Below are 26408 nucleotides of genomic sequence, written 5' to 3'. Positions count from 1 at the left end.
AGAACCGGGCGACCTCAAAGTCGCCCGGTTTTTTTGTGCTCGACAAAAAATCCTGTGGGAGCGTGATTCGATAATCGAGCGTGCGGAAAATTGACCCGCAGGTTTACAATCGATGCTCCTGATCAGGAGTAACGCTGTGCTGACTCATCTCGATTCCCAAGGTCGCGCCAATATGGTCGACGTCACCGAAAAAGCCGTGACGTTCCGCGAAGCGACGGCCCAAGCGCTGGTGCGCATGCTGCCCGAAACCCTGCAATTGATCGTCAGCGGCGGCCATCCCAAGGGTGATGTGTTCGCCGTGGCGCGGATCGCCGGTATCCAGGCGGCGAAGAAAACCAGCGATCTGATTCCTCTGTGCCATCCGTTGATGCTCACCGGCGTCAAGGTCGAACTCACTGCCGAAGGCGACGACACCGTGCGCATCGTGGCGCGCTGCAAGTTGTCCGGGCAGACCGGCGTCGAGATGGAAGCGCTGACCGCCGCCAGTGTCGCGGCGTTGACCATCTATGACATGTGCAAGGCCGTGGACCGCGGCATGACCATCGAGAGCGTGCGGCTGCTGGAAAAACTCGGCGGCAAGAGCGGCCATTTTCAGGCGGAGCAGCCATGAACGTGACCGTGAAGTTTTTTGCCCGTTACCGTGAGGCGCTCGGCGTGGATTCGGTAAAGGTAGAAGGTGATTTCGCCACGGTCGACGATGTGCGTGCACTGCTGGCCCAACGTGAAGGCGCCGAGGTGTTGAGCGAGCAGAACCTGATGTGCGCCCGCAATGAAGACCTCTGCCAGCTCGATGAGCCGGTCGGCGATGGCGATGAAGTGGCTTTCTTTCCAACCGTGACCGGGGGCTGAGCCATGGCGATTCGTGTGCAGCCCACGCCGTTCGATCCGGGCGCTGAAGTCAACGCCATGCATGCGGCCAATGTGGGCGTCGGTGCGGTGGTGAGTTTTGTCGGCTACGTACGCGACTTCAATGACGGCCTCGATGTCGCCGGGATGTTTCTGGAGCACTACCCGGGCATGACCGAAAAAGCCCTGGGCAAGATTGCCGCGGAGGCCGAGCAGCGCTGGCCGCTGTTGAAGCTGGAAGTGCTGCATCGCATCGGCGCGCTGGAGCCGGGCGAGCCGATCGTCTTCGTCGGTGCCGCCAGCGCGCACCGTCAGGCAGCGTTCGATGCCTGCGCCTTTGTCATGGACTACCTGAAAACCCGCGCGCCATTCTGGAAGAAAGAAAACACCAGTGATGGCGCGCGCTGGGTTGAAGGGCGTGACAGCGATCATGCGGCGGCGGATCGCTGGAAGCAGTAATTCCTCTAGTGCTTTCGAATACGCCTTCGCGGTCCGACTTGTCCGCGAAGAGGCCTTCTGCATCACCCAAAAATCCACTGATTCCCCTCCCGACCAGAGGCTGGAAGATCTGTATGCGCCCGATTGACGGTTAATACATAAAAGTCCAGTATGGATTTATAAGTACAAAAAAGGCGTTCCCTGTTTCAGCTTTTTCTTCTGTCTTGCCAAACCAACAACAACCCGCGAGAGAACGAACATGAAGAAATTCCCCCTCATCACCGGTCTGGCCCTGAGCCTGTTGGCGTGCAGTAGCGTGTTCGCTGCCGAGAAAAGCCTGCGCATCGGTATTGAAGCGGCCTATCCGCCGTTCGCATCGAAAACCGACAAAGGTGAAATTGTCGGTTTCGACTACGACATCGGCAACGCCCTGTGCGCGCAGATGAAGGTCAAGTGTGTGTGGGTCGAAGGCGAATTCGACGGTCTGATTCCTTCCCTGAAAGTGAAGAAAATCGACATGGCGCTGTCGTCCATGACCATCAATGAAGACCGTAAGAAGTCGGTGGATTTCACCCACAAGTACTATTTCACCTCATCGCGACTGGTGATGAAGGAAGGCGCGGCGGTCGATGACCAGTACGCCAGCCTCAAGGGCAAGACAGTCGGCGTACAACGCGCAACCACTACCGACCGTTACGCCACCGAGGTTTTCGAACCGAAGGGCATCAACGTCAAGCGTTACGGCAACAACGAAGAAATCTACATGGACCTGGCTGCCGGTCGCCTCGATGCCATTTTTGCCGACACCATTCCATTGAGTGATTTCCTGTCCATGCCGCGCGGCAAGGGTTACGCCTTTGTCGGGCCGGAACTCAAGGATCCGAAATTCGTGGGTGAGGGCGCCGGGATTGCCGTGCGCAAGGGCAACACCGAGTTGGTCAGTGAGCTGAACGCGGCCATCGACGGCATTCGCGCCAGTGGCGAATACCAGAAGATTTCGGAGAAATACTTCAAGTCCGACATCTACGGCGATTGATCGGAAAAAGATCGCAGCCTTCGGCAGCTCCTAAAGAGGACCACATTTCTCTGGAGCTGGCTCAGCCTGCGATCTTTTGATTTTCAGCCCTTCAATTCCTTCAAATGCTTGTACACCGTCGCCCGGCCCATGTTCAGCACATTGGCCACGTAGTTGGAGGCGCTTTTGCCTTTGAAGGCGCCTTCGGCGTGCAGCGCCAGCACCAGTTCGCGTTTGTGGTCGCGGGTCAGCACATTCAGGCTCAACTGGCGCTCGCGCAGCCAGGCATGCAGAAAAGTGTTGATCCGTTCCTGCCAGTCATCGCGAAACAGTGAATCCGGTTGCGGAATCAGCTTGGTCGGCGACAGGAACAAATCCAGCGCCGCTTTCGCGTTCTCGAACAACGAGATATTCAGGTTGATGCACAGCACTGCCAGCGGTTGCCCTTCGCTGTCGCGCAGCACGCTGCTGAGGCTGCGAATCTTCTGGCCGTCCCAGTTGAGCTTTTCGTACGGCCCGATGTTTCGTTCACTGACCTCTTCGCTGAGCATGTCCTCCAGCGACGAGTCGTCACCGATTTCCCGTTTGGACAGGTTGTTGGCGATGTAATCGACCTTTTGCGTGCGCAGGTCGTGCAGCACCACCTCGGCGTGAGGGAAGAACAACGTGGCGATGGCATCGGCAATCGCGCGGAAGTTGTCCATGGACACATTGTCCAGGGCCGAGTTTTTTTCAGGTGCGTTCATACAGTGGAACTCCAGGCCAGCGTCAGTGCCCCTTTAAAAAGGGGCACTGGAAGTTTGCCGCAATCGTGTGGGCACGTCACCTGAGGATCAGGATCAACCCAGGCGGGCGGGGGAGAGCATCGCGGCGTCCAGACCGAAACGGGTGAGCTGTTCGGGCAAGGTTTCGCCGCGTACCAGTGCAGCACTGGCCTGGCCCATGGCCGGTGACGTCTGGATGCCGTAGCCACCTTGTCCCGCCACCCAGAACAGGCCCGGTACGCGTTGATCGAAGCCGGACAGCAAATCCCCGTCGTGCACGAAACTGCGCAAGCCGGCCCAGGTGCGGGTCGGGCGGCGGATGGTCAGGGTGGTGGCCTCTTCGATCTGGTAGATGCCCATGGCGATGTCCAGTTCTTCGGGCTGCACGTCGTGCGGCTCCACCGGGTCGGCGTTGGCCGGTGAGCCGAGGAACATGCCGGCGTCGGGTTTCATGTAGAACGATTCATCGAGACTGACCAGCATTGGCCAGTCATGGCTATCCAGGCCCTCGGGGCCGGCGAAGATAAAGGCTGCCCGACGCTTGGGTTGCAGGCCCAGAGGCCGTGCCCCGGCCAGCTCGCCAACCTTGTCGGCCCAGGCGCCGGCGGCATTGATGATGATCGGGGCGCTGAAGGTCTGAGTGGCGGTTTGAACCTGCCACAGCCCTTCGGCATCCCGGGTCAGGCTCAGAACTTCACTGTCGGTATGCACCTCGCCTTTATTGCGCCGGATACCGCGCAGATAGCCTTGGTGCAGGGCATCGGTATCGATGTCGCTGGCGGTCGGGTCGTAGATCGCGCCATGGACTTTTTCCCGACGCAGGATCGGCAGACGCGCAAAGGCTTCGTCGGCGCTGAGCAGTTGCATCTGCGGCACGGTGGCTTTGGCGCTCAGGTATTGATTGTTCAGCTCGGCCGGATCGCCAGTGAAGTCGACGGTCATCTCACCGCGCGGGGTCAGCAACGGGTGTTCGCAGAAACCGGGCGGTGGTGAATCGAAGAAATCGCGGCTGGCCAGGGTCAATGCCCGAACCTGGGGCGTGCCGTAGGCGGCGGTGTAGAGCGCCGCCGAGCGTCCGGTGGAGTGATAGGCCGGATGGGATTCGCGCTCGAGCACAATCACCCGTCCGTGCTGCGACAGCCAGAAACCGGTGGAAGCACCGGCAATCCCGCCGCCGATAATGATGAAATCTGCCTGGCTCATGAACGTCTCCTGATGGGGCGTAAATGCCATTGTTATCGATGACCCGGAGGGCGTGGTGTTATTGCTGCAAGTGGTAAATGGCATTGGCCAGTGCGATGTCTTCCAGGCCCAGGCCGATGGAGCGGAAAAACACAGGTCGGTCGTAGTCCGGGCGCTGCACTTTTCCGCTGAGCAAGTCGGGCAGGTCGCCGACTATCGAGCGCTTGTCCCAGCCATGCTGTTCACCGGCGATCAGCATTTCGCCGGCCGAGCCCGGGGTGGTCTGGCGATAGTCGCAGAATACCTGCATGTCATTGAGGCTCTGCGGCGGCACTTCATGGGCACGCGGAGCATTGGTGCTGATGGACGTGATCAGTGCCGGTTTGCTCAACATGGACGGGTCGATCACCGGGCCGGCGGACGAAGTACAAAGCATGATCACGTCGGCGTCTTGTATCGCGTTGTCGCAACTGTCGGCGAGGGTCAGTCGTGGATCGAGGCTTTCGAGTTGCGCCAACGCTTCGGTGTTCTTGCCGCGCAGACTCGGCGAATACAGGCTGATGCTTTGCCAGTCTCGCAGGTTCTTCACATAGTGCAGGTGCGCCTGGGCCACCTTGCCGCTGCCGATGATTGCCAGGCGTTGGGCCTTGAGCGGGGCGAGGGCATCGACCGCCACCGCCGTCGTCGCTGCGGTGCGTGCCGTGGTCAGTTCACCGGCATCGCAGAGCAGCAGCGGCTGGCCGGTCTGCATCGACATCAACAGCGTCCAGGCGGTCACCAATGGGCCTTGCTCACGCACGATGTAGGGCGATGTCTTGACGCCATACACGCCGTCTTCAGCCAGCACGCCCAAGTAGTTGATGAAGTCCCCGGCACCTTTCGGGAACTCCACTAACTGCTGCGCCGGTTGCACGGCTTGCCCGGCGGCCAGGTCGCGGAACAGCTTGCGCAGGATCTGCGGCACGTCGACTTGCGCCAGCAGTTCGCGGGCCTGGGGTTGGGTAATCACGTAAGGCGTGCTGGGCATGGTCGGCTCCGGGTGCTGAAAGTAAACTAATTTGTCCATTATGGACTTTTAGTTGTCTCGAGCAAGCTCCTGTTGAAAAAACCGGACGAAAAAAAAGCGCAGTCCGTTTCCGGCTGCGCCTTTTATTCTGCGGCCCGCGTTACGGGCGCTTGCGCTCAACCGCCCGCAGCAGATGCGTCGGTGGCGTTTCACAACTGATCTTGCGACCCAGCAGCGCCTCGATGGACGGTAGCTGGTAGGAATCGTCTTCACCGGCAAAGCTGATGGACACGCCATCGGCGCCGGCACGACCGGTACGACCGATGCGATGCACGTAGTCGTCCGGGACTTCCGGCAGGGTGAAGTTGATCACGTGGCTGATGCCGTCGATGTGAATGCCGCGACCGGCCACATCGGTGGCGACCAGCACGCGGATCTTGCCTTCGCGGAAACCTTCCAGGGTCTTGATGCGCTTGTGCTGCGGCACATCGCCAGACAGTTGCGCCGCGTTGACGCCATCGCGCACCAGGCGTTCTTCGATGCGCCGCACTTCGTCCTTGCGGTTGGCGAAGACCATCACCCGTTCCCAGCCGTTATCGTTGACCAGGTTATAGAGCAGTTTGTATTTGTCGGCGCCGGCCACCGCGTAGATGTGTTGCTCGACGTTTTCGCTGGCCACGTTCTGCGCTTCGATCTCGACGATCGACGGGTCGGTGGTCCATTGCTTGGCCAGGTTCATCACGTCGTCGGTGAAGGTTGCGGAGAACAGCAGCGTCTGACGCTCGTTCTTCGGTGGAGTCTGGCGAATGATCTGACGCACTTGCGGGATGAAACCCATGTCGAGCATCCGGTCGGCTTCGTCCAGCACCATGACTTCGACCATGTCCAGGTGCACGTCGCCGCGCTGGTTGAAGTCGAGCAAGCGGCCCGGAGTGGCCACGAGGATGTCGCAGTGACGGGCTTCGAGGTGCTTGAGCTGCTTGTCGAAGTCCATGCCGCCGACAAACGTCATGACGTTGAGGCCGGTGTACTTGGTCAGGTCGGCCGCGTCCTTGGCGATTTGCACTACCAGTTCCCGGGTCGGGGCGATGATCAGTGCTCGCGGTTCACCCATGTAGCGTTCTTTGGGCGGCGGGGTTTGCAGCAGCTGCGTGATGATCGAAATCAGGAACGCGGCGGTCTTGCCGGTACCGGTCTGGGCACGACCGATGGCGTCTTTGCCCGCGAGGGTGAAGCCAAGCACCTGTGCCTGGATCGGCGTGCAATAGGGAAAGCCCAGGTCCTGAATGGCGTGCATCAGCTCGGGGGCGAGTTTGAAATCGTGGAAGCGGGTTTTGCCTTCCTGGGGTTCGACGACGAAGTCTTCGAGTTTCCAGGGGATGACCGGCGCCTTTGGCTTCGGTTCGCGGCGTGGTTTTGCCGGTTTCGGGGCTTCGCTGCGCGGCTGTTCAGAGGCAATGGCCGGAGCAGAGGGGGCGGTCGGTGTGGTCACCGGCTCGTGTTTCGGTGCCGCTACGGTTGCGGTCCGGCCAGGCTGATTACCGTCGGTACGGTGGCTGGGGGTATGAGAAGGAGCGCTGGAGCCTGGCGCGAGCTGCTCAGCCTCGCTTTTACCGAACATTTTCTTGAGTGCTTTGAGCACGGTCATCTCATCAATTGGTTAAGGAATGTACGCCGGCCAGTGTAATGCAAGAATCGGGCGCGGCGTAGTGCGATGGATCAAAGGGTAGCTTTTAGCGCAAACGCTCGGCGAGCCAGACGCCGATGTCGCGAATTTCTTCGGGTAACACTTCGTGGCCCATTGGGTATTCCTGCCATGTCACGGTGACACCATGCTGCTTTAAATACTCGTAGGCGGTCCGGCCCATGGAGTTTTGCACGACGTCATCATACTGACCATGCAACGACAGCACGGGAATGCGCTGCTGGCTAGCGGAAAGCTCCAGTTCATCGCTGAATGTCGGGGCATAAGTCGAGAGCGCAAGCACGCCGCCCAGCGCTCCCTGCCATTTCAGGAAGGCTGTGTGCAAAACCACGGCGCCGCCCTGGGAAAAACCGGCGAGAAAGATCCGCGAGGCGTCTATTCCGCTGGCCTTCTGCACTTCAATCAAATCCACGACCCGTTGCGCGGACTCCTCCAACTGCTCGCGGCTGATGGCGCGTGCCGGGCTCATGGCCAATATGTCGTACCAGCTTGGCATCTCGTAGCCACCATTAATGGTGACGGCGCGAGTCGGGGCCTGGGGCAAAACGAAACGGGTAGTGAGCAGGTTTTCCTGTAGCGCTTCAGCTACCGGCAAAAAATCGTAGCGGTCGGCACCCAGCCCGTGCAGCCAGATTACGCAGGCGTCTGCGGGCTTGACGGGTTGAAGAATCAGGGGCTCGGTCATGTCTGCTCCATTGTTGTGCGTGCGCTCTCATTGTGTGCGAGGTTCGAGTGCGCAACCGGTTTATCAGTTAAGAAGATGTCGCAAGGTTGAAAGTTTTGCTATTGACCTGTCGCTGAATCGCTTTAGTGAGCGGTCTGGTACGAGCTTTGCTATGGGGAACCCTGTGCAACCAATCTCATGCCTGGCGGTAACACTATCAGTGTATGGCTGGTCGTGGGATAGCAAAGAATCCGGTGATGGATGTTCGCCAGTGGCCGCTACGGGCTTCGCGAACGTGAAAGGGCTACAGCCCGTTCGGCCGATTGGTGAGAAGTGAGTTGTCCATAATGTGGATTTTCTCCTACTAGACTCATAGCGACGGTCCTTACGTCGGTTGACCCTAAAAAAAGCCAACAAGGGTCAGCAACGCCTCAAAAGGGTGCGACAGGGCTCAAGCTCCGACACAACAAGAGCAAAACTGGAGGTTTGAATGAAGATGTTGAAATCCACCCTGGCCATCGTGACTGCAGCTGCAGTGCTCGGTGTCAGTGGGTTCGCTCAGGCGGGTGCAACCCTGGATGCAGTGCAGAAGAAAGGTTTTGTACAGTGCGGTGTGAGCGATGGTTTGCCGGGTTTCTCGGTTCCGGACTCTACCGGCAAGATCGTTGGCATCGATGCTGACTTCTGCCGTGCTGTCGCTGCTGCAGTGTTTGGTGATGCGACCAAGGTCAAATTCAGCCAGTTGAATGCCAAGGAGCGTTTCACTGCTCTGCAATCCGGCGAAATCGACATGCTGTCGCGCAACTCCACCATGACCAGTTCCCGTGACGCGGGCATGGGCCTGAAGTTTCCTGGCTTCATTACCTATTACGACGGCGTAGGCTTCCTGGCCAACAGCAAGCTGGGCGTGAAAAGTGCCAAGGAGCTGGACGGCGCGACCATCTGTATTCAAGCCGGTACCACCACCGAGCTGAACGTGTCCGACTACTTCCGCGCCAACGGCCTGAAGTACACCCCGATCACCTTCGACACTTCCGATGAAAGCGCCAAGTCGCTGGAATCCGGTCGTTGCGACGTGCTGACCTCCGACAAGTCCCAGTTGTATGCACAGCGCAGCAAACTGGCCTCGCCGAAAGATTACATCGTGCTGCCTGAAACCATCTCCAAAGAGCCTTTGGGGCCGGTCGTGCGTAACGGCGACGATGAGTGGCTGGCAATCGTTCGTTGGGTTGGCTACGCGATGCTCAACGCCGAAGAGGCCGGTATCTCTTCGAAAAACGTCGAGGCAGAAGCCAAGTCGACCAAGAACCCGGACGTTGCTCGTCTGCTGGGCGCCGACGGTGAGTACGGCAAGGATCTGAAGCTGCCGAAAGACTGGGTGGTGAAAATCGTCAAGCAAGTCGGTAACTACGGCGAAGTCTTTGAGAAAAACCTCGGCAAGGGCACTCCGCTGGAAATCGACCGTGGCTTGAACGCCCTGTGGACCAACGGCGGCATTCAATACGCACCACCAGTGCGCTGATGGTTCTATCACCCGGTGGGCCAACCACCGGGTGATGTTCTGTTCCATTATTTCCGGGGCACTTCATGCAAAATTCAATCGGCGCACCAAAGCAGAGGTTCAGCCTCAGCGATCCGCGAGTGCGTGCGTGGCTGTTTCAGATCATTACGGTTCTCGCCGTGGTCGGGATGGGTTGGTACCTGTTCGACAACACTCAAACCAACCTGCAACACCGGGGCATTACCTCCGGTTTTAGTTTTCTTGAGCGCAGCGCCGGTTTCGGCATCGCTCAGCACCTGATCGACTACACCGAATCGGACAGTTATGCCCGGGTGTTTGTCATCGGCCTGCTCAACACCTTGCTGGTGACGTTCATCGGCGTGATCCTGGCGACGATCCTCGGTTTCATCGTCGGTGTGGCACGGCTGTCGAAGAACTGGATCATTGCCAAGATGGCGACGGTTTATGTCGAGGTCTTCCGTAACATTCCGCCGTTGCTGCAAATCTTGTTCTGGTACTTCGCGGTGTTCCTCACCATGCCAGGGCCGCGCAATAGCCATAACTTCGGCGACACCTTCTTCGTCAGCAGCCGCGGCCTGAACATGCCGGCAGCGTTGATAGCGAACGGTTTCTGGCCGTTTGTGGCGAGTATCGTCGTGGCCATTGTCGCGATCGTGCTGATGTGCCGCTGGGCCAACAAGCGTTTCGAAGAGACCGGCGTACCGTTCCACAAATTCTGGGTAGGCCTGGCGATGTTCCTGGTGATCCCTGCGTTGTGCGCATTGATCTTCGGCGCGCCGCTGCATTGGGAAATGCCACAGTTGCAAGGTTTCAACTTTGTAGGCGGCTGGGTGCTGATCCCTGAACTGCTGGCACTGACCCTGGCCCTGACGGTGTACACCGCGGCGTTCATCGCCGAAATCGTGCGTTCGGGCATCAAGTCGGTCAGCCACGGCCAGACCGAAGCGGCTCACTCGCTGGGGCTGCGCAACGGTCCGACCCTGCGCAAGGTGATCATCCCGCAAGCCCTGCGCGTGATCATTCCGCCGCTGACCAGCCAATACCTGAACCTGGCGAAAAACTCCTCGCTGGCGGCCGGTATCGGTTATCCGGAGATGGTGTCGTTGTTTGCCGGTACGGTGCTGAACCAGACCGGACAGGCGATCGAAGTCATTGCCATCACCATGAGCGTGTACCTGGCGATCAGTATCAGCATTTCCCTGCTGATGAACTGGTACAACAAGCGCATTGCGCTGATCGAGCGGTAAGGAAGAGCGCATGACGACTCATACTTTCAAACCCGACATGCCTCCACCGAGCAGCAGCATCGGTGTCGTGGCGTGGATGCGGGCGCACATGTTTTCCAGCTGGATCAACACCCTGCTGACGCTGTTCGCGTTCTATCTGATTTACCTGATAGTTCCGCCTCTCGTGAGCTGGGCGATCCTCGACGCCAATTGGGTCGGCACCACCCGCGCCGATTGCACCAAGGCCGGCGCCTGCTGGGTGTTCATTGAGCAGCGCTTCGGCCAGTTCATGTATGGCTACTACCCGGTGGACTTGCGCTGGCGCGTGGACCTGACCGTGTGGTTGGCGGTGATTGGCGTAGCGCCGTTGTTCATTGCACGTGTTCCGCACAAGGCAATCTACGGCCTGAGCTTTCTGGTGCTCTATCCGATCATTGCCTACCTCCTGCTGCACGGTGGCGTATTCGGTCTGAGCCAGGTGGCGACCAGCCAGTGGGGCGGCCTGATGCTGACCCTGGTGATCGCTACCGTCGGTATCGTCGGCGCACTGCCGCTGGGTATCGTGCTGGCCCTGGGCCGTCGTTCGAACATGCCGGCGATTCGGGTGGTCTGCGTGACCTTCATCGAGTTCTGGCGCGGTGTGCCGTTGATCACGGTGCTGTTCATGTCGTCGGTGATGTTGCCGTTGTTCCTGCCCGAAGGCATGAACTTCGACAAATTGCTGCGGGCGTTGATCGGCGTGATCCTGTTCCAGTCGGCGTACATCGCCGAGGTGGTGCGTGGCGGTCTGCAAGCGATCCCTAAAGGTCAGTACGAAGCGGCTGCGGCGATGGGCCTCGGTTACTGGCGCAGCATGGGCCTGGTGATTTTGCCGCAAGCCCTGAAGCTGGTAATTCCTGGCATCGTCAACACCTTCATTGCGCTGTTCAAGGACACGAGCCTGGTGATCATCATCGGCCTGTTCGACTTGCTCAACAGCGTCAAGCAAGCCGCCGCCGACCCGAAATGGCTGGGCATGGCCACTGAAGGCTATGTGTTCGCGGCCCTGGTGTTCTGGATTTTCTGTTTTGGTATGTCCCGCTATTCCATGCATTTGGAACGCAAGCTGGACACTGGCCACAAGCGTTAGGAGCGTAGTTTATGAGTGAAGCGATCAAACAGCCTGTGAGTCCTCAAGGCATTATTCAGATGCAGGGCGTAAACAAGTGGTACGGCCAGTTCCACGTGTTGAAAGACATCAATCTGAACGTCAAGCAGGGCGAGCGTATCGTGCTGTGCGGTCCGTCGGGTTCCGGCAAATCCACCACCATCCGTTGCCTCAATCGCCTGGAAGAACACCAGCAGGGCCGTATCGTGGTCGATGGCGTGGAACTGACCAACGACCTCAAGCAGATCGAAGCGATCCGTCGTGAAGTCGGCATGGTGTTCCAGCACTTCAACCTGTTCCCGCACCTGACCATCCTGCAGAACTGCACCCTGGCGCCGATGTGGGTACGCAAGATGCCCAAGCGCAAGGCCGAAGAAATCGCCATGCATTACCTGGAACGCGTACGCATTCCAGAGCAGGCGCATAAATACCCGGGGCAACTGTCCGGTGGTCAGCAACAGCGCGTGGCGATTGCCCGTGCCCTGTGCATGAAACCGAAAATCATGCTGTTCGACGAACCGACGTCGGCACTCGACCCGGAGATGGTGAAAGAGGTTCTGGACACCATGATCGGCCTGGCCGAAGACGGCATGACCATGCTCTGCGTGACCCACGAAATGGGCTTCGCCCGTACCGTGGCCAACCGCGTGATCTTCATGGACAAGGGTGAAATCGTCGAACAGGCCGCGCCGAACGACTTCTTTGACAACCCGCAGAACGAGCGTACGAAGCTGTTCCTGAGTCAGATTCTGCATTGATCGACGCCAGGCAGTGAAATAAACCCGGACATGGTTCCGGGTTTATTTTTGCCCTCGATTTGTCCCCGCCTCTGTAGAAGGGTTGTCGCCCCGGACGAAGCTGACTAACATGTCAGAAAATTCATCCTATGATTGGATGAAAGGGCGAATCTATGTCAGATATTTCTCCATTAATTAAACGATCCTTGGTTGATCAGGCCCTGGACCAGTTGCGCCTGCGCATTAATCAAGGTGTCTGGACGGTCGGCCAGCGTTTGCCCACCGAGCCGGAATTGGCGACTGAGCTGGGCATCAGTCGCAACACCGTGCGCGAAGCCATGCGCGTGTTGGCGTTTTCCGGGTTGATCGAGATCCGCCAGGGCGACGGTAGTTATCTGCGGGCGGTAGTCGATCCTTTGGATACGATGAAGGCGCTGTCCCGCTGCTCTCAGGAGCAGGCTCGGGAAACCCGGCACATTCTGGAAGTCGAAGCCATCGGTCTGGCTGCGTTACGCCGTACTGAAGAAGACCTGGTGGCGTTGCGCGAGGCGCTGGGCGTCAGCGGCAGTCACTACCACGGCGATCTCGACACCTACATCGCCTGCGACCTGGTGTTTCACCGTCGTCTGGTAGACGCGGCGCACAACCCGACTCTCAGTGAGCTGTATCGCTACTTCTCCAGCATCGTCGGCGCACAGTTGCGTCAGACCCTGAACATCACCCCCCGACGCCAGGCGGTGTTCGACCTGCATATCGAACTGCTCGATGCCGTCGAACAACGTGATCCGGAGCGGGCCAAAGCCCTGACGAGACAGTTGATCAATGAACCTTGAAACCGAGAACCCGATGTCCAGTCAGCAGGCCAGCCACAGCCGCATCACTGAGCTCAAGCGTACGGCGGAGCTCGAAGAGCTGTTGATCGACGCCGAGGCCGATGATGCAGAGGTTCAGCAAAGTCACCCACTCCTGCGGCGACCGTGGCTGTTGCTGCTAGGCCTGATTCTGGTGGCGCTGAACCTGCGTCCGGCGCTGTCGAGCATGGCGCCGATGCTCAGCGAGGTCTCGAAAACACTGGGGCTATCGGCTGCCCAGGCCGGTTTGCTGACCACCTTGCCGGTACTTTGCCTCGGTCTGTTCGCGCCGTTGGCGCCGGTGCTGGCGCGACGTTTTGGTGCCGAGCGGGTGGTATTGGGGATTCTCCTGATGCTGGCTGGCGGGATCATTTTGCGCAGCTCGTTCGGCGAGGTCGGCCTGTTCGCCGGCAGCGTGCTGGCCGGCGCCAGCATCGGGGTGATCGGCGTGCTGCTGCCCGGCATCGTCAAGCGCGACTTCCCGAAACAGGCCGGCACCATGACCGGCGTCTACACCATGGCGCTGTGCCTGGGCGCGGCCATGGCGGCTGGCGCGACAGTGCCGTTGAGCGAACACTTCGACAACAGCTGGGCCCTGGGCCTCGGCTTCTGGGTGGTTCCGGCCTTGGTCGCGGCCATGTTCTGGTTGCCGCAAGTCGGTCAGAAACACGGCGCGCACCACGTTGCCTATCGGGTCCGAGGCCTGTTGCGCGATCCGCTGGCCTGGCAAGTGACCTTGTACATGGGCCTGCAATCGTCTCTGGCCTACATCGTATTCGGTTGGCTACCGTCGATTCTGATCGGTCGCGGTTTGACGCCAACCCAGGCCGGTCTGGTGCTGTCGGGTTCGGTGATTGTCCAGTTGATCAGCTCGCTGGCGGCGCCGTGGCTGGCGACCCGTGGCAAGGATCAGCGGCTGGCGATTGTGATCGTCATGGCAATGACCCTCGGCGGCTTGTTCGGTTGCCTTTATGCGCCGATCGACGGCCTGTGGGGCTGGGCAATCCTGCTGGGGTTGGGGCAGGGCGCTACGTTCAGCCTGGCATTGACCCTGATCGTGCTGCGCTCGCGGGATGCTCATGTCGCAGCCAACCTGTCGAGCATGGCCCAGGGCTTCGGCTACACCCTGGCCTCCATGGGCCCGTTCGCGGTCGGTGTGGTGCATGACTGGACCGGCGGCTGGACAGCGCTGGGCTGGATCTTCGGTGTCATCGGCCTCGGCGCGATCATCGCCGGCCTCGGTGCTGGACGTTCGCTATACGTTCAGGTGGTCAGCGAAAAGGTCTGACTATAGGTAAACAACGTCCAGCGTCGCTGAACCGTCGAGTTGCACTTCGGTGCTCAGGTCCAGCTCGGAGGTCGGCGCGATGACCGTTTCGACTGTCACACGACTGGTCAGAGTGCGGATGGCAATCGGGCCGGCGCTGCTGCCTGCGCTGTCGGTAAAGCCAAGATAGCTTTTGGCGCCAATCGGAATGACCTGGCTGTTCGACGAACTCCAGGCTTTGCCGCCCGTGGTGGAGTCGGTTCGATAGACCTGCGTCAGGTCGTCGACCACGGTGCTGGCCGGATCGAAGTTGAGCGAATACAAGCCGATTTTATTGTGGCTGCGGTCGTGGTTCAGGCCGTAGTAAATCTCACTGTTGACGATGGCCGAGCCGTCGCGGTTGTCGTGCATCAGCAGGGCAAAACGCGCGGGCGCGTTGCACTGAATGATGAGGTCGAGCGTCTGGTCTCGCAGTCGCGTGCGTTTGTCGACGCTGAGGTCCTGCCGGGAGATTTTTCCGTAGTCGACGAGACCGCTGTTGGACAGCATCGGCGTGCAAGCGAGTGGGGTGATGGTGCCTTTGACGGTGAGGTCAACCGCAGATGTTGCGAGAGCGTGGGGTGGGGTGTCGATTAGTAGGATTGCGGAGAGGGCTGCGAAGTATTTGTTCATTCATGAAAATCCTTTTCGTGGGTTTGCCGTGTGCCGGTACCGCATCACCGTTGCGCTGTTTATGGTGAGCGGAATCGGTTCTTGCCCGAAGCATGACCTCGGGCAAGGTGCACGGCTTACAGGTACTTCATTTCAAATGTTGCTTAACCGTCGATAGCGACATCGTCGGCTAAGGTGAGGCTGTCGGCCCGGGCAATGAAGGTGTAAATCGTCAGTTCCATGGTGAGGTCTTTCACGGAGATTGGAATGAGAGTGCCGACAGCGCTTGTCGATGTGAGGTTATCCTTAAGGATCTGATAGAAGCGCGTCCAACTCGCGCCGTTATCAATTGATCTGATCGAGTGCACAGGTTGTCCGTCCGCAAGAGCGCTTTGGATCGATGGCGTGAAATAGCCTATTTTTTCGTTATTGCTGGTCAAACCCAATCCGAAATACTGGTTGGACGATGATGTTCCGGCTTTATTATCTATACCGTTAAGTGCAAACAGAGTTGACGCATCACACGCGACCGTCAATTGCATCGGATGACTGCCTACTCTCGTGTACTGGGTTGGAAGGAGGTCTGTTGCCTGTACCTTGCCGACGTCGACCATTCCTCCGTCGGACAGCGAAGGTGCACAAGCTTTCGGCGTGATGATACCTGTGACAGTCAGGTCAGTGCTCGAAGCCGCCATTGCATAAGGCGCAACGCCGATCAACGCGGTGGCGGAAAGTGCTGCAAAGTACTTTTTAATCATTGTTTACTCACTTCTAAGGTTGTGTCCTGACTGCCCCGAACCGCTCAAGTGCACCCCGGATCCAGCAGGATCGGGTTGGGTATTACAGGTAAATAATCTCGATCGTCCCCGCGCCATCGAGCTCGATGGCGGTGCTCAGGTCGAGGTTGTTGGTGGGGGCGATAACGGCGTCGACGGTCACCGTGGTGCTGAGGTTCTGGATCAGCGCCGGGCCGACGCTGCTGCCGGCGCTGTCGGTGAACGCCAGGTAACGGGTCTGGCCTATGGGGATCGGGTGGGCGCTGCCGATGCTCCAGGCTGTGCCGGCGGTGGAGGAGTCAGTTCGATAGAGGCGGGCGAAGCCGTCGGCATTGGCGTCGGCCGGATTCACATTCAGTGAGTACTGGCCAATCTTGTTGCCGCGGCTGTCCTTGCCCAGCCCGTAGTCAATCTCGCTGTCGACTGTCGCCGAGCCGGCGCGGTTGTCATGCATGATCAAGGCGAAGGACGCCGGCGCGTCGCAGCCGACCATCAACGTCAACGATTTGGGTGGCAGGCGTGTGTTCTTGTCTGCGTTGAGGTTTTTTTTCGACAGTGTGCCGAAGTCGACCACACCACCGTTGGACAGCACCGGCTCACAGGCCGCCGGGGCGAAGCGGGCGCGCAAGGTCGCCTCGCGGGTGCGTCCTGCGCCGATGGCGTCGAACACCCCGAAGGCTTCCCAGGTCACAGCGTCACGCACCTGCATCCCTTGCTCTTGAACCCAGGCGGTCAACTCAAGTTGCGCCGAGAAACTGCGGCCCTGTACCGGCACACCGGCCCGCACCGGCACGACCCCGTGCTCCGGTCGCCAGATCAGGTTCGATGCCGTTACGGCCGGCGGCTGACTGGTCCCGGCAATCAATCCGATCTCCACCGATTGGCCGTCGAGCACGGCGTCTCGAATACGCAGCTGATAGCTGCCGCGTTCGGCAAAGTGAAAGCGGTCGGCGGTCGCGGCCATGGCCCGGTAAAACAGGCTCATGTCGATGGGCTGCGAACAGCTCAACGTCAGGCTGAGCTGGCGCTCGCCGAGGTGTCGTTCCGGTGCGGCATCGGGGCGGATCGCCCGGTTCATCAACCCGTAATCGAGCACCAGCTGGCTCAGGTTGAACTGGCAGTCGTCAGTGGACGCCGAGGCCAGTGGCGTGAATCCGCTCAGTGCCAGTGGCGCGAGGGTCAAAAGCAGATAGCGCGACAGGTTCATAAAGTCATCCTCAGAGGGCTCGGCACTTGGCGGGGGCGGTTTCGTAGTACGCGTGGGTGTCCGCGTCGGCGGGCAGTTTGAAGCGCAGCTCGCAGCGCTCCAGCCCCGGTGCGGTGATCCACAGCGCGCGGCGGTCGAGTACGTTGGGCAGAAACACCAATCCACCGTCCTGCACCAGGGTCACGAACTGGCCATCCTCGGTGTTCACGGCGGCACCACGCGGCAGGGGCGCGCCGTTGGCGGTGGTAGCCTTGAGCAAGGCTCGACGGGTCACCGTGACGCTGAATTCAACGTTGTCGACCGCACCGCGACCGGCCGAAATCACCGCCAACCCGTTGTGAATGTCGGCGTTGCGCGGCAAGGTTTTGGTGTCGACTTCCACCGGGCTGTTGCCGTATGCCGCCACCTGCGGGATCACCGCCTGACCTTGCCAGTCGGTCCACACCGGACCGCTGGGCGTCGACACTTTGATGGAACCCATGTCGCCCACCGATAGCAGCGCAAAGGTGTCGCTCACCGGGTACGGCGACAGCGTCAAGCCACCGCCGTGGAGCACGGCGCCGCCACGGGCGCTGGCCTGATAGCTGGAGCGTTCGGCGTCGGCGCGGGTGTAGTTGAGGTCCAGTTGGGTGTAGCGCGGCAGCAGCGAAACGCCGGCCGTGGACTGCACCTGTTTGTCGCGCGTGTCGTGTTCGACGCCGACCCTGTATGCCAGTTGATCGTTGATTTGTTCACTCAGGCCGACGCCGCTGCGGTATTCGCCGGCGGAACTGCGCACCCAGGTGCGCGCCCGTCGGTTCTCGCCCAATGGAATGCTGAGGTTCAGGTAAACGCTGTCATCGTTGCGGTTCGCGCCACTGACCTGCCATTCGGCGGTCGCCGAGACCGACACACCGCCGAGGCTGGTCCCCCAGGAGGCGAGGGCGCGGCTGCTGCTTTGGCCATCGAACGAGCTGGACCGACTGAAGCCGCTGCTGAAGGCGCCGAGCCATGGATGCGACCACGACAGGGCCGCGCTTTGCTGATCGCGGTAACGGGACTTGCTGTTGTCGGAAGAAGTGGCGAACACCGCCTCTTCCAGTTCCCGGTAGCCCAGAGTTCGATAAGAGCTGCCGGCATTGAGCGCCCACTGCTCGCTCAACCGGTGCGAGAGGCTCAGGTCAGACTGAAGTCCCTGACTGGCTTGTTTGCCACCAGTGTCTGCGCCGGTCAGTGTGGCTTGCACCTGGGTGGCGGGTGAGGGCAACAGGCCGACGCTGGCGCCCGTCGCTCGATAGTCGGCGGCGCCGGTCAGACCGGCACTCACCAACACTTGCTGGGTGAGCGCACCGCTCCAGCCGCCGCTGATCACCCAGGGATCGCCACCCTGCGCGTCACCGACACTGCGCACCTGGCCGGCACCGAACGAGTAACCGGGCGCTGGCAAAGTGACCCCCAGCATCGCGGCGGGAACGGTAAAGCTGCGCTCGCTGCCATCGGCCTCCTTGATCGTGACCTCAACGTCGGAGCGCGTGTTGAGCCGCCGCACGTTGGTGAGCGCGAACGGGCCGGCGGGCACCACCGTGGAATGGATCAGCGAACCGTTCTGGCGGACCTCGACCTGTGCCTGACTGTTGGCAATTCCTTCGATGACCGCGCTTTGCCCTTCGACCTGCAGTGCTTGCTCGTTCAGCACTTGCACGCCGGTGATCTGCGCACCGGCAAGCACCGGGTTGTAGAGGTTGATCTGACCCGCCTGCAGCACCGCTTCCTGACGGGCGAAGGTGCGCTGGGCGTAGGCCGCAATGTGCGTTATGCGGGAGATGTCGTCCTGCCAGGTCTGTACCTGACGGCTGCGCACGATCCAGTCACCGGCATTGAATCCGAGTTCGGTGTTGGCCGAGGCGTAGCGGCTCGAATTGTCGCCTGAACGACTGTGCAAACCGGTGACATCGTAGTTGAGCAAGCCGGCAATACCACCGGTCTGGTAGCCGGAAAAATCCCGGGCAATGGGGCGTATCGCATCGTTGGGCACGATCAACGACAGGGCAAGGCTCGCGGGGTCCGGTTCGATGGCGGTCTGCGGCGCGGTGCCAAGAAAATCGTGGCACTGGCCATCCTCCAGCGTAAGAACGGGTACCTTCAGGTTCGCCGCATCGAGCAGTGCGCGATCGAAGCACAACGCTCCTTCGTGATCGAACGTGACGTTGACCCGGCCCTGGCGCTGGCCGTTGACGCTGAGCGTGACCGGGTGCTGGCCGGCCGTGAACCGCGGTGCCTGCATCAGCAACGTCGCCAGCGCCGGATCAATGCCTCGCTGCAGCAACGTGTCCTTGTCGAACGACGCCGGCAACGACACCTCTGCGTGGGCGTCGAGCATCATCAGCGCGTTGCTCAGTAGCAACGCCACCGTGGTTCGCCGCCATGGATGAGGGCGAGCGCCGACCCGAATCACGGGCACGGCTTCGCCATCACGGTAAATCGATACTGTGGTCATCAGGTTCACTTGGGTTATTGCGGCGTGCGGTTACAGGCACTCCTGTGGCAACGGCCAGACGGCCGTCGCCTTGAAACATTGGCGCTCATCGTTCCTGAATGACGCCGTCAGGGTGGTTCAGGACTGGATAGGCGCCTCGTAATGCGGCACCGCAAAGCCGTAGACCGTCGCCGGTTGAAAACGCACCTGCGTGGCGGCGCCTTCGGGTACCTTGATGCTGATGTGCTCACCGGGTAGCACGTAGGTTTTCGGCAACATCGCGTTGCCCGCCGCCGGCAGCAATTGCACTTCCTGGCCCAGACGGACCACGTAAGGCGTGTCGTTGCGCACGGTCAATTGACCGTCTTTGAGCGACCATTGCAGGTCGGTCCACGGCGTGCGATTGGGCGCCAGGCCCTTGGGGTGCAGGATCACCGGCAAGTTCTGGCGCACCGTCACGCCGACCCGTGCCTGCCCCGCCTCGGCGGGGGCTTTGCCTTGGGGGATGCCTTCAAAGATCACCCGTTTCAAACGCTGGGTGAGCAGGGGTTTTTCCGATTGCAGAATGAACCGCACCAATTGGGTTTTGCCCGCTTCGACACGCGCCAGCGGTGGCGTCACGAACACCAGCGATTCGCTGTCCTCGGCAATGTCTTCGAGGGTGACGTGCATCAACGCCAGGTTGGCATCGGTGTTGGTCACCGACACGGACGCTTCGCCGTCGGCCTCGTTGACGATGACCACAGAAGTGTTCGGCACCATGCCGTCGGCCTGAGCCAGTGCGCTCAGCAACAGGGCGAATGCACCGATGCCGGAATGGAACAGATGACGGGTGACACTGGAAAACATCGTCATGACGTGTCTCGTTGAATGTTCGAAAAAAAGGAGCTGGAGCCCCGGCAGATCAATAGTTCAGCTGCACGGTGACATGCCCGTCGATGGGGATTTCGTCGGTCAGCGTCAGGTCGTTCGCGCGAACGATGGTGGTAAACGCCGTGAGCCGCGCGCGCAAATCCTTGATGGCGATGGGTGTGCTCAGGTCGGTCAATGCCGCGAACGCAGTCAGGCCGGCGTGCCCCAGGTAGGAGGACACTCGCCAGGAGGCACCGCCGTTGCGGGAGATGATGGTTTTCACCGCAACCCCATCGGCCACCGTATCGAACAGGCCGAAAGCGACACTGCCCAGATTCTGGTCGTCGTTGACGACGCCTAGCCCGTGACTATTGGGGTGGATGGCGGAAGAACCTTCGCGGTTGTCGATCGTGGTCAGGGTAAACGGCGTGGTGGCATCGCAATTCACCTCCAGGTACAACGTGCCCCTTTTCAGGGCTGTGGGCTGGTCCGGCTTTAAATCTTTCACTGTGACTTTGCCGTGGTCGACAATGCCGCCGCCGGACAGGCTGGGTGTGCAGGCGCTGGGTGTGATCAGGCCGGTGACGCGCAGGTCGGCACTGCTGGCGGCTAAGGCCACGGGGGCGCAGGCGATTACCAGAGGAGTCAATAGAGCAAGGGAGCATCTGTCCATGATGGGTCGTCCTTTGAGTGAGCGGGCAGCGCCGTGTACCAGGTGTTGCCCGTTGACGAGGGAGGGTTACAGGTACTTGATCTGGAGCGTTGCGGAGCCATCGAGTGTGACTTCGTCAGTGAGGGTCAGGCTGTTGGTGGGGGCGATGCCGGTACGCACATAGAGATCAAGGCTCAGGTCCTTCATCGCGATTGGCGCAATGACGGGCCCCAGGGCTCCGACACTCCAGATGTTATTGACCCCCCAGAATGCTGTGGACCCTTCCTTCAGCCAGGTCTCGCCGCCATCAGTGGAGAGAATGGCTTGAGCGTGGGTGGCGTCCGCCATCACATTGCGCGGAACAACGCGAAAGTGGCCCAGCTTTTCGTTGGTGTTGATCAGTCCCAGGCCAAAGTAAGCACCCGAAGTGCCTGTGCCTGCACGGTTATCAATCGGGTTGATGGCAAACGGCGTCGCGGCATCGCAGCTCACTGTCATTTGCATGATGATTTCAGACAAGTAAGTGGTTTTGTCGGGATGGAGGTCTTGTACGGAAAACTTGCCGTGATCGGCGATGCCGCCCCCGGCCAATACGGGTGTGCATGCATTCGGCGTGATCAGACCCTTCACGGTCAGGTCCGTGCTGGAGGCGGCAATAACGGACGATGCGCCGGTGAGCAGCAAAGCAGCCGCGAGGAGGGATACATTCTTGTTCATGTGTCGGTTCTTCTTTGATGAAAGATTGTTGGGGAGTTGCCCTGTGCGGACAGGGCGCAATCTATCGATCGGGGTAGCCGGGCGGAATGCAACTAATACGAAAAAGGGTGGCCGCGTGTATGAAAGTTCATGGAGGGCTACAGATCTCATTTTCTGAAGTGTTGTCTGTAGTCTTTTGGTGTGAGCTACGTAGCTTTAAAACGTAGGGCGGTTCCTTTTGTTTTATCAGAGAAAGGACAGAGTCCCGGATACGTTGGGGCAGGTGGTTATGCGGTCGGGATTGGTCGTTGTGGTTGGAATAGGACGGCGTTATTTTTCGCGTATTCCAGTCGCCAAACAGGATAAATCCGACAATGCGCGTAATTATTGCTGACGACCATCCTGTTGTCCGCATTGGATTGCGGATGCTCATCGATCTAAGCCGCACATGTGTGGTCGTGGGTGAGGCCGATGGTCCGGACAGCCTGTTGAGCCTTCTCTCAACCACGCCTTGCGATCTGTTGATCACGGACTTTTCCATGCCGGGCAACCAACAGGCCGATGGATTGAAGATGCTGAGCACGGTTCGACGTCACTACGCTTCGACACCGATTATTCTGGTCACGATGTTTGCCAACGTTGCGACGCTGAGAGTGGCGTTCGCTCAAGGCGTGATGGCGATCGTTGCCAAGGATGCCTCAGCGACGGAGCTTCCCCTGGCGATCAAATCGGTGAGCGAAGGGCGGCGTTTCATCAGCGAGTCCTTGCGTACGGCGCTCGCTCAGGCAGACACCACTGCTCAGTCGCATTCCCCTTCGCTGTCGGCCAAAGAACATGAAGTGGTGAGAATGCTCGCCAGCGGCATGACCGTCAGTGAAATCGCCAGCTACTTCAAACGCAGCGTTTCAACGATCAGCAAACAAAAAAGTATGGCCATGCAAAGGCTGGGCATTTCCACGGATGTGGATCTCTTTGCTTATGCTCGTGACAACGGCATGGCGCATTAGGCTTCGGCGCACATCAGGGTATTCCCGTCACGAATGCTGATGGTGTTTCGTCTGTTTGCAGATTATCGTGCTGGCAATCTGCCTATTCTCCGGAGACTGTCCATGAGTGATGCCCACGACGCCTTGATCACCCGCTTCTACCAGGCTTTTCAGCGGCTGGATTCCGAGGCCATGAGCGCCTGCTATACCGACGACGTGGTGTTCAGTGATCCGGCGTTCGGCGAACTGCGCGGGCGCGATGCCGGCGATATGTGGCGCATGCTCACTACCCGCGCCAAGGACTTCTCCCTGACCTTCGATAACGTACGCAGCGATGAGCGCACCGGCGGCGCCCATTGGGTGGCGACGTACCTGTTCAGCCAGACCGGCAATATCGTGGTCAATGACATTCAGGCGCGTTTCGTGTTTCGCGACGGCAAGATCTGCGAGCACCACGACAGTTTTGATCTGTGGCGCTGGTCGCGTCAGGCGCTGGGTTTCAAAGGGCTGCTGTTGGGCTGGACGCCAGTGGTGAGAAACGCCGTGCGTGCTCAGGCCTTGAAGGGCCTGAAGGCATTCCAGGCCAGTCGCTGATAAGATCGCGGCTTGTTTCCTATCAAGCCTTGATCGTCACGTGAGCACTTCGAGCGAATCTTCCGTCATTGCCGCCGAACCGTCGGTGCCCGTCAGCAAACCCTGGTTCGTCTACCTCGTTCGCGCGGCCAATGGTTCGCTCTACTGCGGGATCAGCGACGATCCCGTTCGCCGCTTCGCCACCCACCAAAGTGGCAAAGGTGCGCGCTTCTTCCTGTCCAGCCCGGCCGTGGCGCTGGTCTATACCGAAGCTTGCCGCGACAAAAGCGAAGCGCTGCGTCAGGAGCGCTTAATCAAAAAACTCAAGAAAAGCGCCAAGGAATGTCTGGTGGCGAGTGCGGCCGCGGGCTTATCAATCTGACTGATAAGTGCCCATCAGGCAGATGGGTAGGCTGCCTGCCGATTGCGCGTTAAGCTGCGGGCTCCTTATCCGAGCGGCGGAGCCGAGCATGTCCGAGTTGATTCTGCATCATTACCCGACGTCCCCTTTCGCCGAAAAGGCTCGCTTGCTGCTGGGCTTCAAGGGGTTGTCCTGGCGCTCTGTGATGATCTCGCCGGTGATGCCCAAACCCGATCTGACGGCCCTGACCGGCGGCTACCGCAAGACGCCGGTGTTGCAGATTGGTGCCGATGTCTATTGCGACACCGGGTTGATCGCTCGTCGTCTGGAGCAGGAAAAAGCTTCACCGGCGTTTTTCCCGGAAGGCCAGGAAATGGTCACGGCGACCTTTGCGGCGTGGGCCGATTCGGTGGTGTTCCAGCATGCGGTCAGCCTGGTGTTCCAGCCAGAATCGGTAGCGGTGCGCTTCGGCAAATTGTCGCCGGAAGCGATCAAGGCATTCCTGGCCGATCGCGCCGGTTTGTTCAGCGGTGGCAGTGCCACTCGGTTGTCAGCCGAGCAGGCCCGGCATCAGTGGCCAACGATCATGGCGCGTCTGGAGCAACAGCTTCAGCGCGAGCAGGGGGATTTCCTGTTCGGTGAACCGTCGATTGCCGACTTTGCCCTGGCTCATTCGCTGTGGTTCCTCAAGGCGACGCACGTGACGTCACCGTTGGTGGATGCTTATCCGGCCGTTTTGGCGTGGTTTGGCCGCGTGATGGGTTTTGGTCATGGCGCATTCAGCGAGATGACGGCCGAGCAAGCGCTGGAAATTGCCCGCAATGCCACACCGGCCGCATTGCCGGATGAGCAGTTCGATGAGCCGAACGGCTTTGAGGTCGGCCAGCAGGTGGTGATTGCAGCGACCGATTACGGGGTTGATCCGGTGGCGGGGGAATTGCTGTTTGCCGGCAGCGAGGAATTGATTCTGCGCCGTGAAGACGAGCGGGCCGGTGTGGTGCATGTGCACTTTCCGCGGTTCGGGTTTCGTATCGAAGCGCGTTGATCTGCTCTGAAATGCTTTGGTGACAGAAAACGCAAAAAGATCGCAGCCTTCGGCAGCTCCTACACAGGATCGGTGTGAACTCTGTAGGAGCTGCCGAAGGCTGCGATCTTTTGATTTTAAGGGTTACTTCAGCGCCGCAAGCACCTGGTCCGGGTCATACCCGCGAATCAGCGTCCCGTTCACATCGATCAGCGGAATCCCGCGTCCCCCCAGCGCCTCATAGGCTTTGCGCGCCACGGCATCCTTCTCGATATCGAATTCCTTGTACGGAATGCCTTTCTGATCGAGGAAGCGCCGGGTCAGCTTGCAGTAGCCGCACCAGTCAGTGGCGTAGAGCACGACGTTGGCCTTGGCCTGGGTCTGCTCGGACACCACCTGCGAGGGGTGAAGTACCCGCTCGATCTTGCCCCAGTTCTGGTAAACCACAACCACCAGCAGAATCAGCAGGAATTTTTTCAACACGCCACCGAGCATCAGTTGCGTCGCTTGAGCTGGTCGGTCAGTTGGGTCGGCAGACCCTTGATGATCAGCGTGCCGGCTTCTTCGTCGTATTCGATCTTCGAGCCCAACAGGTGCGCTTCGAAGCTGATCGACAGGCCTTCGGCGCGACCGGTGAAGCGGCGGAACTGGTTCAGGGTACGCTTGTCCGCCGGGATCTCCGGGGACAGGCCGTAGTCCTTGTTGCGGATGTGATCGTAGAAGGCTTTCGGGCGATCTTCATCGATCAGTTCGGACAATTCTTCCAGGCCCATAGGCTCGCCCATTTTGGCCTGGCTGCTGGCGTAATCCACCAGGGTCTTGGTCTTCTCGCGCGCGGACTCTTCCGGCAGGTCTTCGCTTTCGACGAAGTCACTGAACGCCTTGAGCAGGGTGCGGGTTTCGCCGGGGCCGTCGACGCCTTCCTGACAGCCGATGAAGTCGCGGAAGTACTCCGAAACCTTTTTGCCGTTCTTGCCTTTGATGAACGAGATGTACTGCTTGGACTGCTTGTTGTTCTGCCACTCGGAGACGTTGATCCGCGCTGCGAGGTGCAACTGGCCAAGGTCCAGATGTCGTGAAGGGGTCACGTCCAGCTGATCGGTCACCGCCACGCCTTCACTGTGGTGCAGCAGGGCGATGGCCAGGTAATCGGTCATGCCTTGCTGGTAATGCGCGAACAGCACATGGCCACCGACCGAGAGGTTGGATTCTTCCATCAGCTTTTGCAGATGCTCGACCGCCACCCGGCTGAAGGCTGTGAAATCACGACCACCGTCGAGGTATTCCTTCAGCCAGCCGCTGAATGGAAACGCGCCGGACTCCGGATGGAACAGCCCCCAGGCTTTGCCCTGTTTGGCGTTATAGCTTTCGTTCAGGTCGGCGAGCATGTTCTCGATGGCCGCGGACTCAGCCAGTTCAGAGTCGCGGGCGTGAAGAACTGCGGGTGTGCCGTCGGGTTTTTTGTCGATCAGGTGGACGATGCAATGACGGATCGGCATGGGCTTCTCGGCTGATTGAAGAGAGGAGGGCGTGCTCCCCCGAAAAAGCGCCCAGTGTACCGCAACCACTGGTTTTGGCGTGGTCCGAAGGGCAATTCGAAGCTCTGCGGCGACCCTAATGTGATTTTTTCCCGATTTAGAGCAATAAAGCTGACCAAATGGGTAGCTAGAGGCGGATATTTCCCCGTCTCTGTGCTAGTTTTGCCCGGTCTTACGCGAAGTCACTGCGTTAAGCGTGCATTCAGCATTTGTCAGGTCGAACCAAACCCTGATTTCGGTATCTATAACCCCGACTCGTCGTGGTTA

General features: G+C 59.7%; 28 protein-coding genes. 14 read left to right on the top strand and 14 right to left on the bottom strand.

Annotated elements, in window-relative coordinates:
- The first annotated feature begins 136 nt into the window (after positions 1 to 136).
- The 4 genes from moaC to ACEN9A_RS24640 all read left to right on the top strand — a co-directional run bounded on the left by moaC (position 137) and on the right by ACEN9A_RS24640 (position 2320).
- Complete coding sequence (gene moaC / locus ACEN9A_RS24655; RefSeq protein WP_258671108.1) at positions 137 to 610, top strand: cyclic pyranopterin monophosphate synthase MoaC; 474 nt, start codon at positions 137 to 139, stop codon at positions 608 to 610.
- Positions 607 to 849 (top strand): molybdopterin converting factor subunit 1, encoded by a 243-nt coding sequence (gene moaD / locus ACEN9A_RS24650; protein WP_018927118.1) that lies wholly within the window; start codon positions 607 to 609, stop codon positions 847 to 849. Before moaC ends, moaD begins: the two co-directional genes overlap by 4 nt.
- 3 nt (positions 850 to 852) lie before the next feature.
- Entirely contained in the window at positions 853 to 1305 is a 453-nt protein-coding gene (gene moaE / locus ACEN9A_RS24645) for a molybdopterin synthase catalytic subunit MoaE (RefSeq protein ID WP_018927117.1), read from the top strand.
- A 238-nt stretch (positions 1306 to 1543) separates the two neighbouring features.
- Positions 1544 to 2320: an ABC transporter substrate-binding protein gene (locus ACEN9A_RS24640; protein ID WP_258671107.1), complete on the top strand. Its 777-nt coding sequence runs from the start codon at positions 1544 to 1546 to the stop codon at positions 2318 to 2320.
- An 83-nt stretch (positions 2321 to 2403) separates the two neighbouring features.
- Here the strand turns inward: ACEN9A_RS24640 and ACEN9A_RS24635 are convergent, their stop codons facing one another.
- From ACEN9A_RS24635 to ACEN9A_RS24615, 5 genes are all read right to left on the bottom strand, one after another.
- Positions 2404 to 3045 (bottom strand): helix-turn-helix transcriptional regulator, encoded by a 642-nt coding sequence (locus ACEN9A_RS24635; protein WP_018927115.1) that lies wholly within the window; start codon positions 3043 to 3045, stop codon positions 2404 to 2406.
- A 93-nt stretch (positions 3046 to 3138) separates the two neighbouring features.
- Complete coding sequence (locus tag ACEN9A_RS24630) at positions 3139 to 4266, bottom strand: NAD(P)/FAD-dependent oxidoreductase (protein ID WP_258671106.1); 1128 nt, start codon at positions 4264 to 4266, stop codon at positions 3139 to 3141.
- 58 nt (positions 4267 to 4324) lie between these two features.
- On the bottom strand, positions 4325 to 5272 hold the full coding sequence (locus tag ACEN9A_RS24625) for an ornithine cyclodeaminase family protein (RefSeq protein WP_258671105.1): 948 nt from the start codon (positions 5270 to 5272) through the stop codon (positions 4325 to 4327).
- A 139-nt stretch (positions 5273 to 5411) separates the two neighbouring features.
- Positions 5412 to 6899, bottom strand: a complete 1488-nt coding sequence (gene rhlB, locus ACEN9A_RS24620) for an ATP-dependent RNA helicase RhlB (RefSeq protein WP_018927112.1) — start codon at positions 6897 to 6899, stop codon at positions 5412 to 5414.
- Positions 6900 to 6984: 85 nt separating this feature from the next.
- Positions 6985 to 7641 (bottom strand): alpha/beta hydrolase, encoded by a 657-nt coding sequence (locus ACEN9A_RS24615; protein WP_258671104.1) that lies wholly within the window; start codon positions 7639 to 7641, stop codon positions 6985 to 6987.
- Between the two features lie 469 nt (positions 7642 to 8110).
- Between ACEN9A_RS24615 and ACEN9A_RS24610 the strand changes: the two genes are divergently transcribed.
- The 6 genes from ACEN9A_RS24610 (at position 8111) to ACEN9A_RS24585 (ending at position 14391) form a co-directional block, all read left to right on the top strand.
- The gene (locus tag ACEN9A_RS24610) at positions 8111 to 9142 is read left to right on the top strand and encodes an amino acid ABC transporter substrate-binding protein (RefSeq protein ID WP_019647733.1); all 1032 of its coding nucleotides are present in this window, start codon (positions 8111 to 8113) and stop codon (positions 9140 to 9142) included.
- Between the two features lie 65 nt (positions 9143 to 9207).
- Complete coding sequence (locus ACEN9A_RS24605; RefSeq protein WP_018927109.1) at positions 9208 to 10389, top strand: amino acid ABC transporter permease; 1182 nt, start codon at positions 9208 to 9210, stop codon at positions 10387 to 10389.
- Between the two features lie 10 nt (positions 10390 to 10399).
- Positions 10400 to 11497 (top strand): amino acid ABC transporter permease, encoded by a 1098-nt coding sequence (locus ACEN9A_RS24600; RefSeq protein ID WP_018927108.1) that lies wholly within the window; start codon positions 10400 to 10402, stop codon positions 11495 to 11497.
- Positions 11498 to 11508: 11 nt separating this feature from the next.
- Entirely contained in the window at positions 11509 to 12273 is a 765-nt protein-coding gene (locus tag ACEN9A_RS24595) for an amino acid ABC transporter ATP-binding protein (RefSeq protein ID WP_007936266.1), read from the top strand.
- 152 nt (positions 12274 to 12425) lie between these two features.
- A complete protein-coding gene (locus ACEN9A_RS24590; RefSeq protein ID WP_258671103.1) occupies positions 12426 to 13085 on the top strand; it encodes a FadR/GntR family transcriptional regulator in 660 nt (219 codons plus the stop codon).
- Complete coding sequence (locus ACEN9A_RS24585; protein ID WP_258671102.1) at positions 13075 to 14391, top strand: CynX/NimT family MFS transporter; 1317 nt, start codon at positions 13075 to 13077, stop codon at positions 14389 to 14391. Before ACEN9A_RS24590 ends, ACEN9A_RS24585 begins: the two co-directional genes overlap by 11 nt.
- On the opposite strand, the gene ACEN9A_RS24580 is transcribed toward ACEN9A_RS24585, so the two are convergent.
- The 7 genes from ACEN9A_RS24580 to ACEN9A_RS24550 all read right to left on the bottom strand — a co-directional run bounded on the left by ACEN9A_RS24580 (position 14392) and on the right by ACEN9A_RS24550 (position 21680).
- The gene (locus ACEN9A_RS24580) at positions 14392 to 15042 is read right to left on the bottom strand and encodes a DUF1120 domain-containing protein (protein ID WP_258671101.1); all 651 of its coding nucleotides are present in this window, start codon (positions 15040 to 15042) and stop codon (positions 14392 to 14394) included.
- 143 nt (positions 15043 to 15185) lie between these two features.
- On the bottom strand, positions 15186 to 15779 hold the full coding sequence (locus tag ACEN9A_RS24575) for a DUF1120 domain-containing protein (RefSeq protein WP_413387501.1): 594 nt from the start codon (positions 15777 to 15779) through the stop codon (positions 15186 to 15188).
- A gap of 82 nt (positions 15780 to 15861) precedes the next feature.
- Positions 15862 to 17004, bottom strand: a complete 1143-nt coding sequence (locus ACEN9A_RS24570) for a DUF1120 domain-containing protein (protein ID WP_258671099.1) — start codon at positions 17002 to 17004, stop codon at positions 15862 to 15864.
- A 10-nt stretch (positions 17005 to 17014) separates the two neighbouring features.
- Positions 17015 to 19480 (bottom strand): fimbria/pilus outer membrane usher protein, encoded by a 2466-nt coding sequence (locus ACEN9A_RS24565; RefSeq protein ID WP_258671098.1) that lies wholly within the window; start codon positions 19478 to 19480, stop codon positions 17015 to 17017.
- 117 nt (positions 19481 to 19597) lie between these two features.
- Positions 19598 to 20314 (bottom strand): fimbria/pilus chaperone family protein, encoded by a 717-nt coding sequence (locus tag ACEN9A_RS24560; RefSeq protein ID WP_258671097.1) that lies wholly within the window; start codon positions 20312 to 20314, stop codon positions 19598 to 19600.
- A gap of 49 nt (positions 20315 to 20363) precedes the next feature.
- Complete coding sequence (locus ACEN9A_RS24555; RefSeq protein ID WP_026345667.1) at positions 20364 to 20984, bottom strand: DUF1120 domain-containing protein; 621 nt, start codon at positions 20982 to 20984, stop codon at positions 20364 to 20366.
- A gap of 66 nt (positions 20985 to 21050) precedes the next feature.
- Positions 21051 to 21680 (bottom strand): DUF1120 domain-containing protein, encoded by a 630-nt coding sequence (locus ACEN9A_RS24550; RefSeq protein ID WP_258671096.1) that lies wholly within the window; start codon positions 21678 to 21680, stop codon positions 21051 to 21053.
- Between the two features lie 353 nt (positions 21681 to 22033).
- Between ACEN9A_RS24550 and ACEN9A_RS24545 the strand changes: the two genes are divergently transcribed.
- The 4 genes from ACEN9A_RS24545 to ACEN9A_RS24530 all read left to right on the top strand — a co-directional run bounded on the left by ACEN9A_RS24545 (position 22034) and on the right by ACEN9A_RS24530 (position 24624).
- A complete protein-coding gene (locus ACEN9A_RS24545; RefSeq protein ID WP_026345668.1) occupies positions 22034 to 22666 on the top strand; it encodes a response regulator in 633 nt (210 codons plus the stop codon).
- 102 nt (positions 22667 to 22768) lie between these two features.
- Positions 22769 to 23239 carry a nuclear transport factor 2 family protein gene (locus tag ACEN9A_RS24540; RefSeq protein ID WP_258671095.1) on the top strand — a complete coding sequence of 157 codons (471 nt, stop codon included), beginning with the start codon at positions 22769 to 22771 and terminating at the stop codon, positions 23237 to 23239.
- A gap of 40 nt (positions 23240 to 23279) precedes the next feature.
- Positions 23280 to 23600 carry a GIY-YIG nuclease family protein gene (locus ACEN9A_RS24535; protein WP_019647746.1) on the top strand — a complete coding sequence of 107 codons (321 nt, stop codon included), beginning with the start codon at positions 23280 to 23282 and terminating at the stop codon, positions 23598 to 23600.
- Positions 23601 to 23688: 88 nt separating this feature from the next.
- Positions 23689 to 24624, top strand: coding sequence for a glutathione S-transferase family protein (locus ACEN9A_RS24530; RefSeq protein WP_019647747.1), 936 nt, complete (start codon positions 23689 to 23691; stop codon positions 24622 to 24624).
- Positions 24625 to 24747: 123 nt separating this feature from the next.
- Here ACEN9A_RS24530 and ACEN9A_RS24525 read toward each other — a convergent pair whose 3' ends face one another.
- Together ACEN9A_RS24525 and yejK are read right to left on the bottom strand one after the other, a co-directional pair.
- Positions 24748 to 25098 (bottom strand): glutaredoxin family protein, encoded by a 351-nt coding sequence (locus ACEN9A_RS24525; protein ID WP_019647748.1) that lies wholly within the window; start codon positions 25096 to 25098, stop codon positions 24748 to 24750.
- On the bottom strand, positions 25098 to 26102 hold the full coding sequence (gene yejK / locus ACEN9A_RS24520) for a nucleoid-associated protein YejK (RefSeq protein WP_018927100.1): 1005 nt from the start codon (positions 26100 to 26102) through the stop codon (positions 25098 to 25100). The genes ACEN9A_RS24525 and yejK overlap by 1 nt, the downstream gene beginning before the upstream one ends.
- Between the last annotated feature and the right edge of the window lie 306 nt (positions 26103 to 26408).

It is taken from the genome of Pseudomonas sp. Pseusp18 (genome assembly GCF_059506005.1).
Note: the sequence above shows the minus strand (reverse complement) of the source record. Positions and strands in the feature narration are given on the sequence as shown.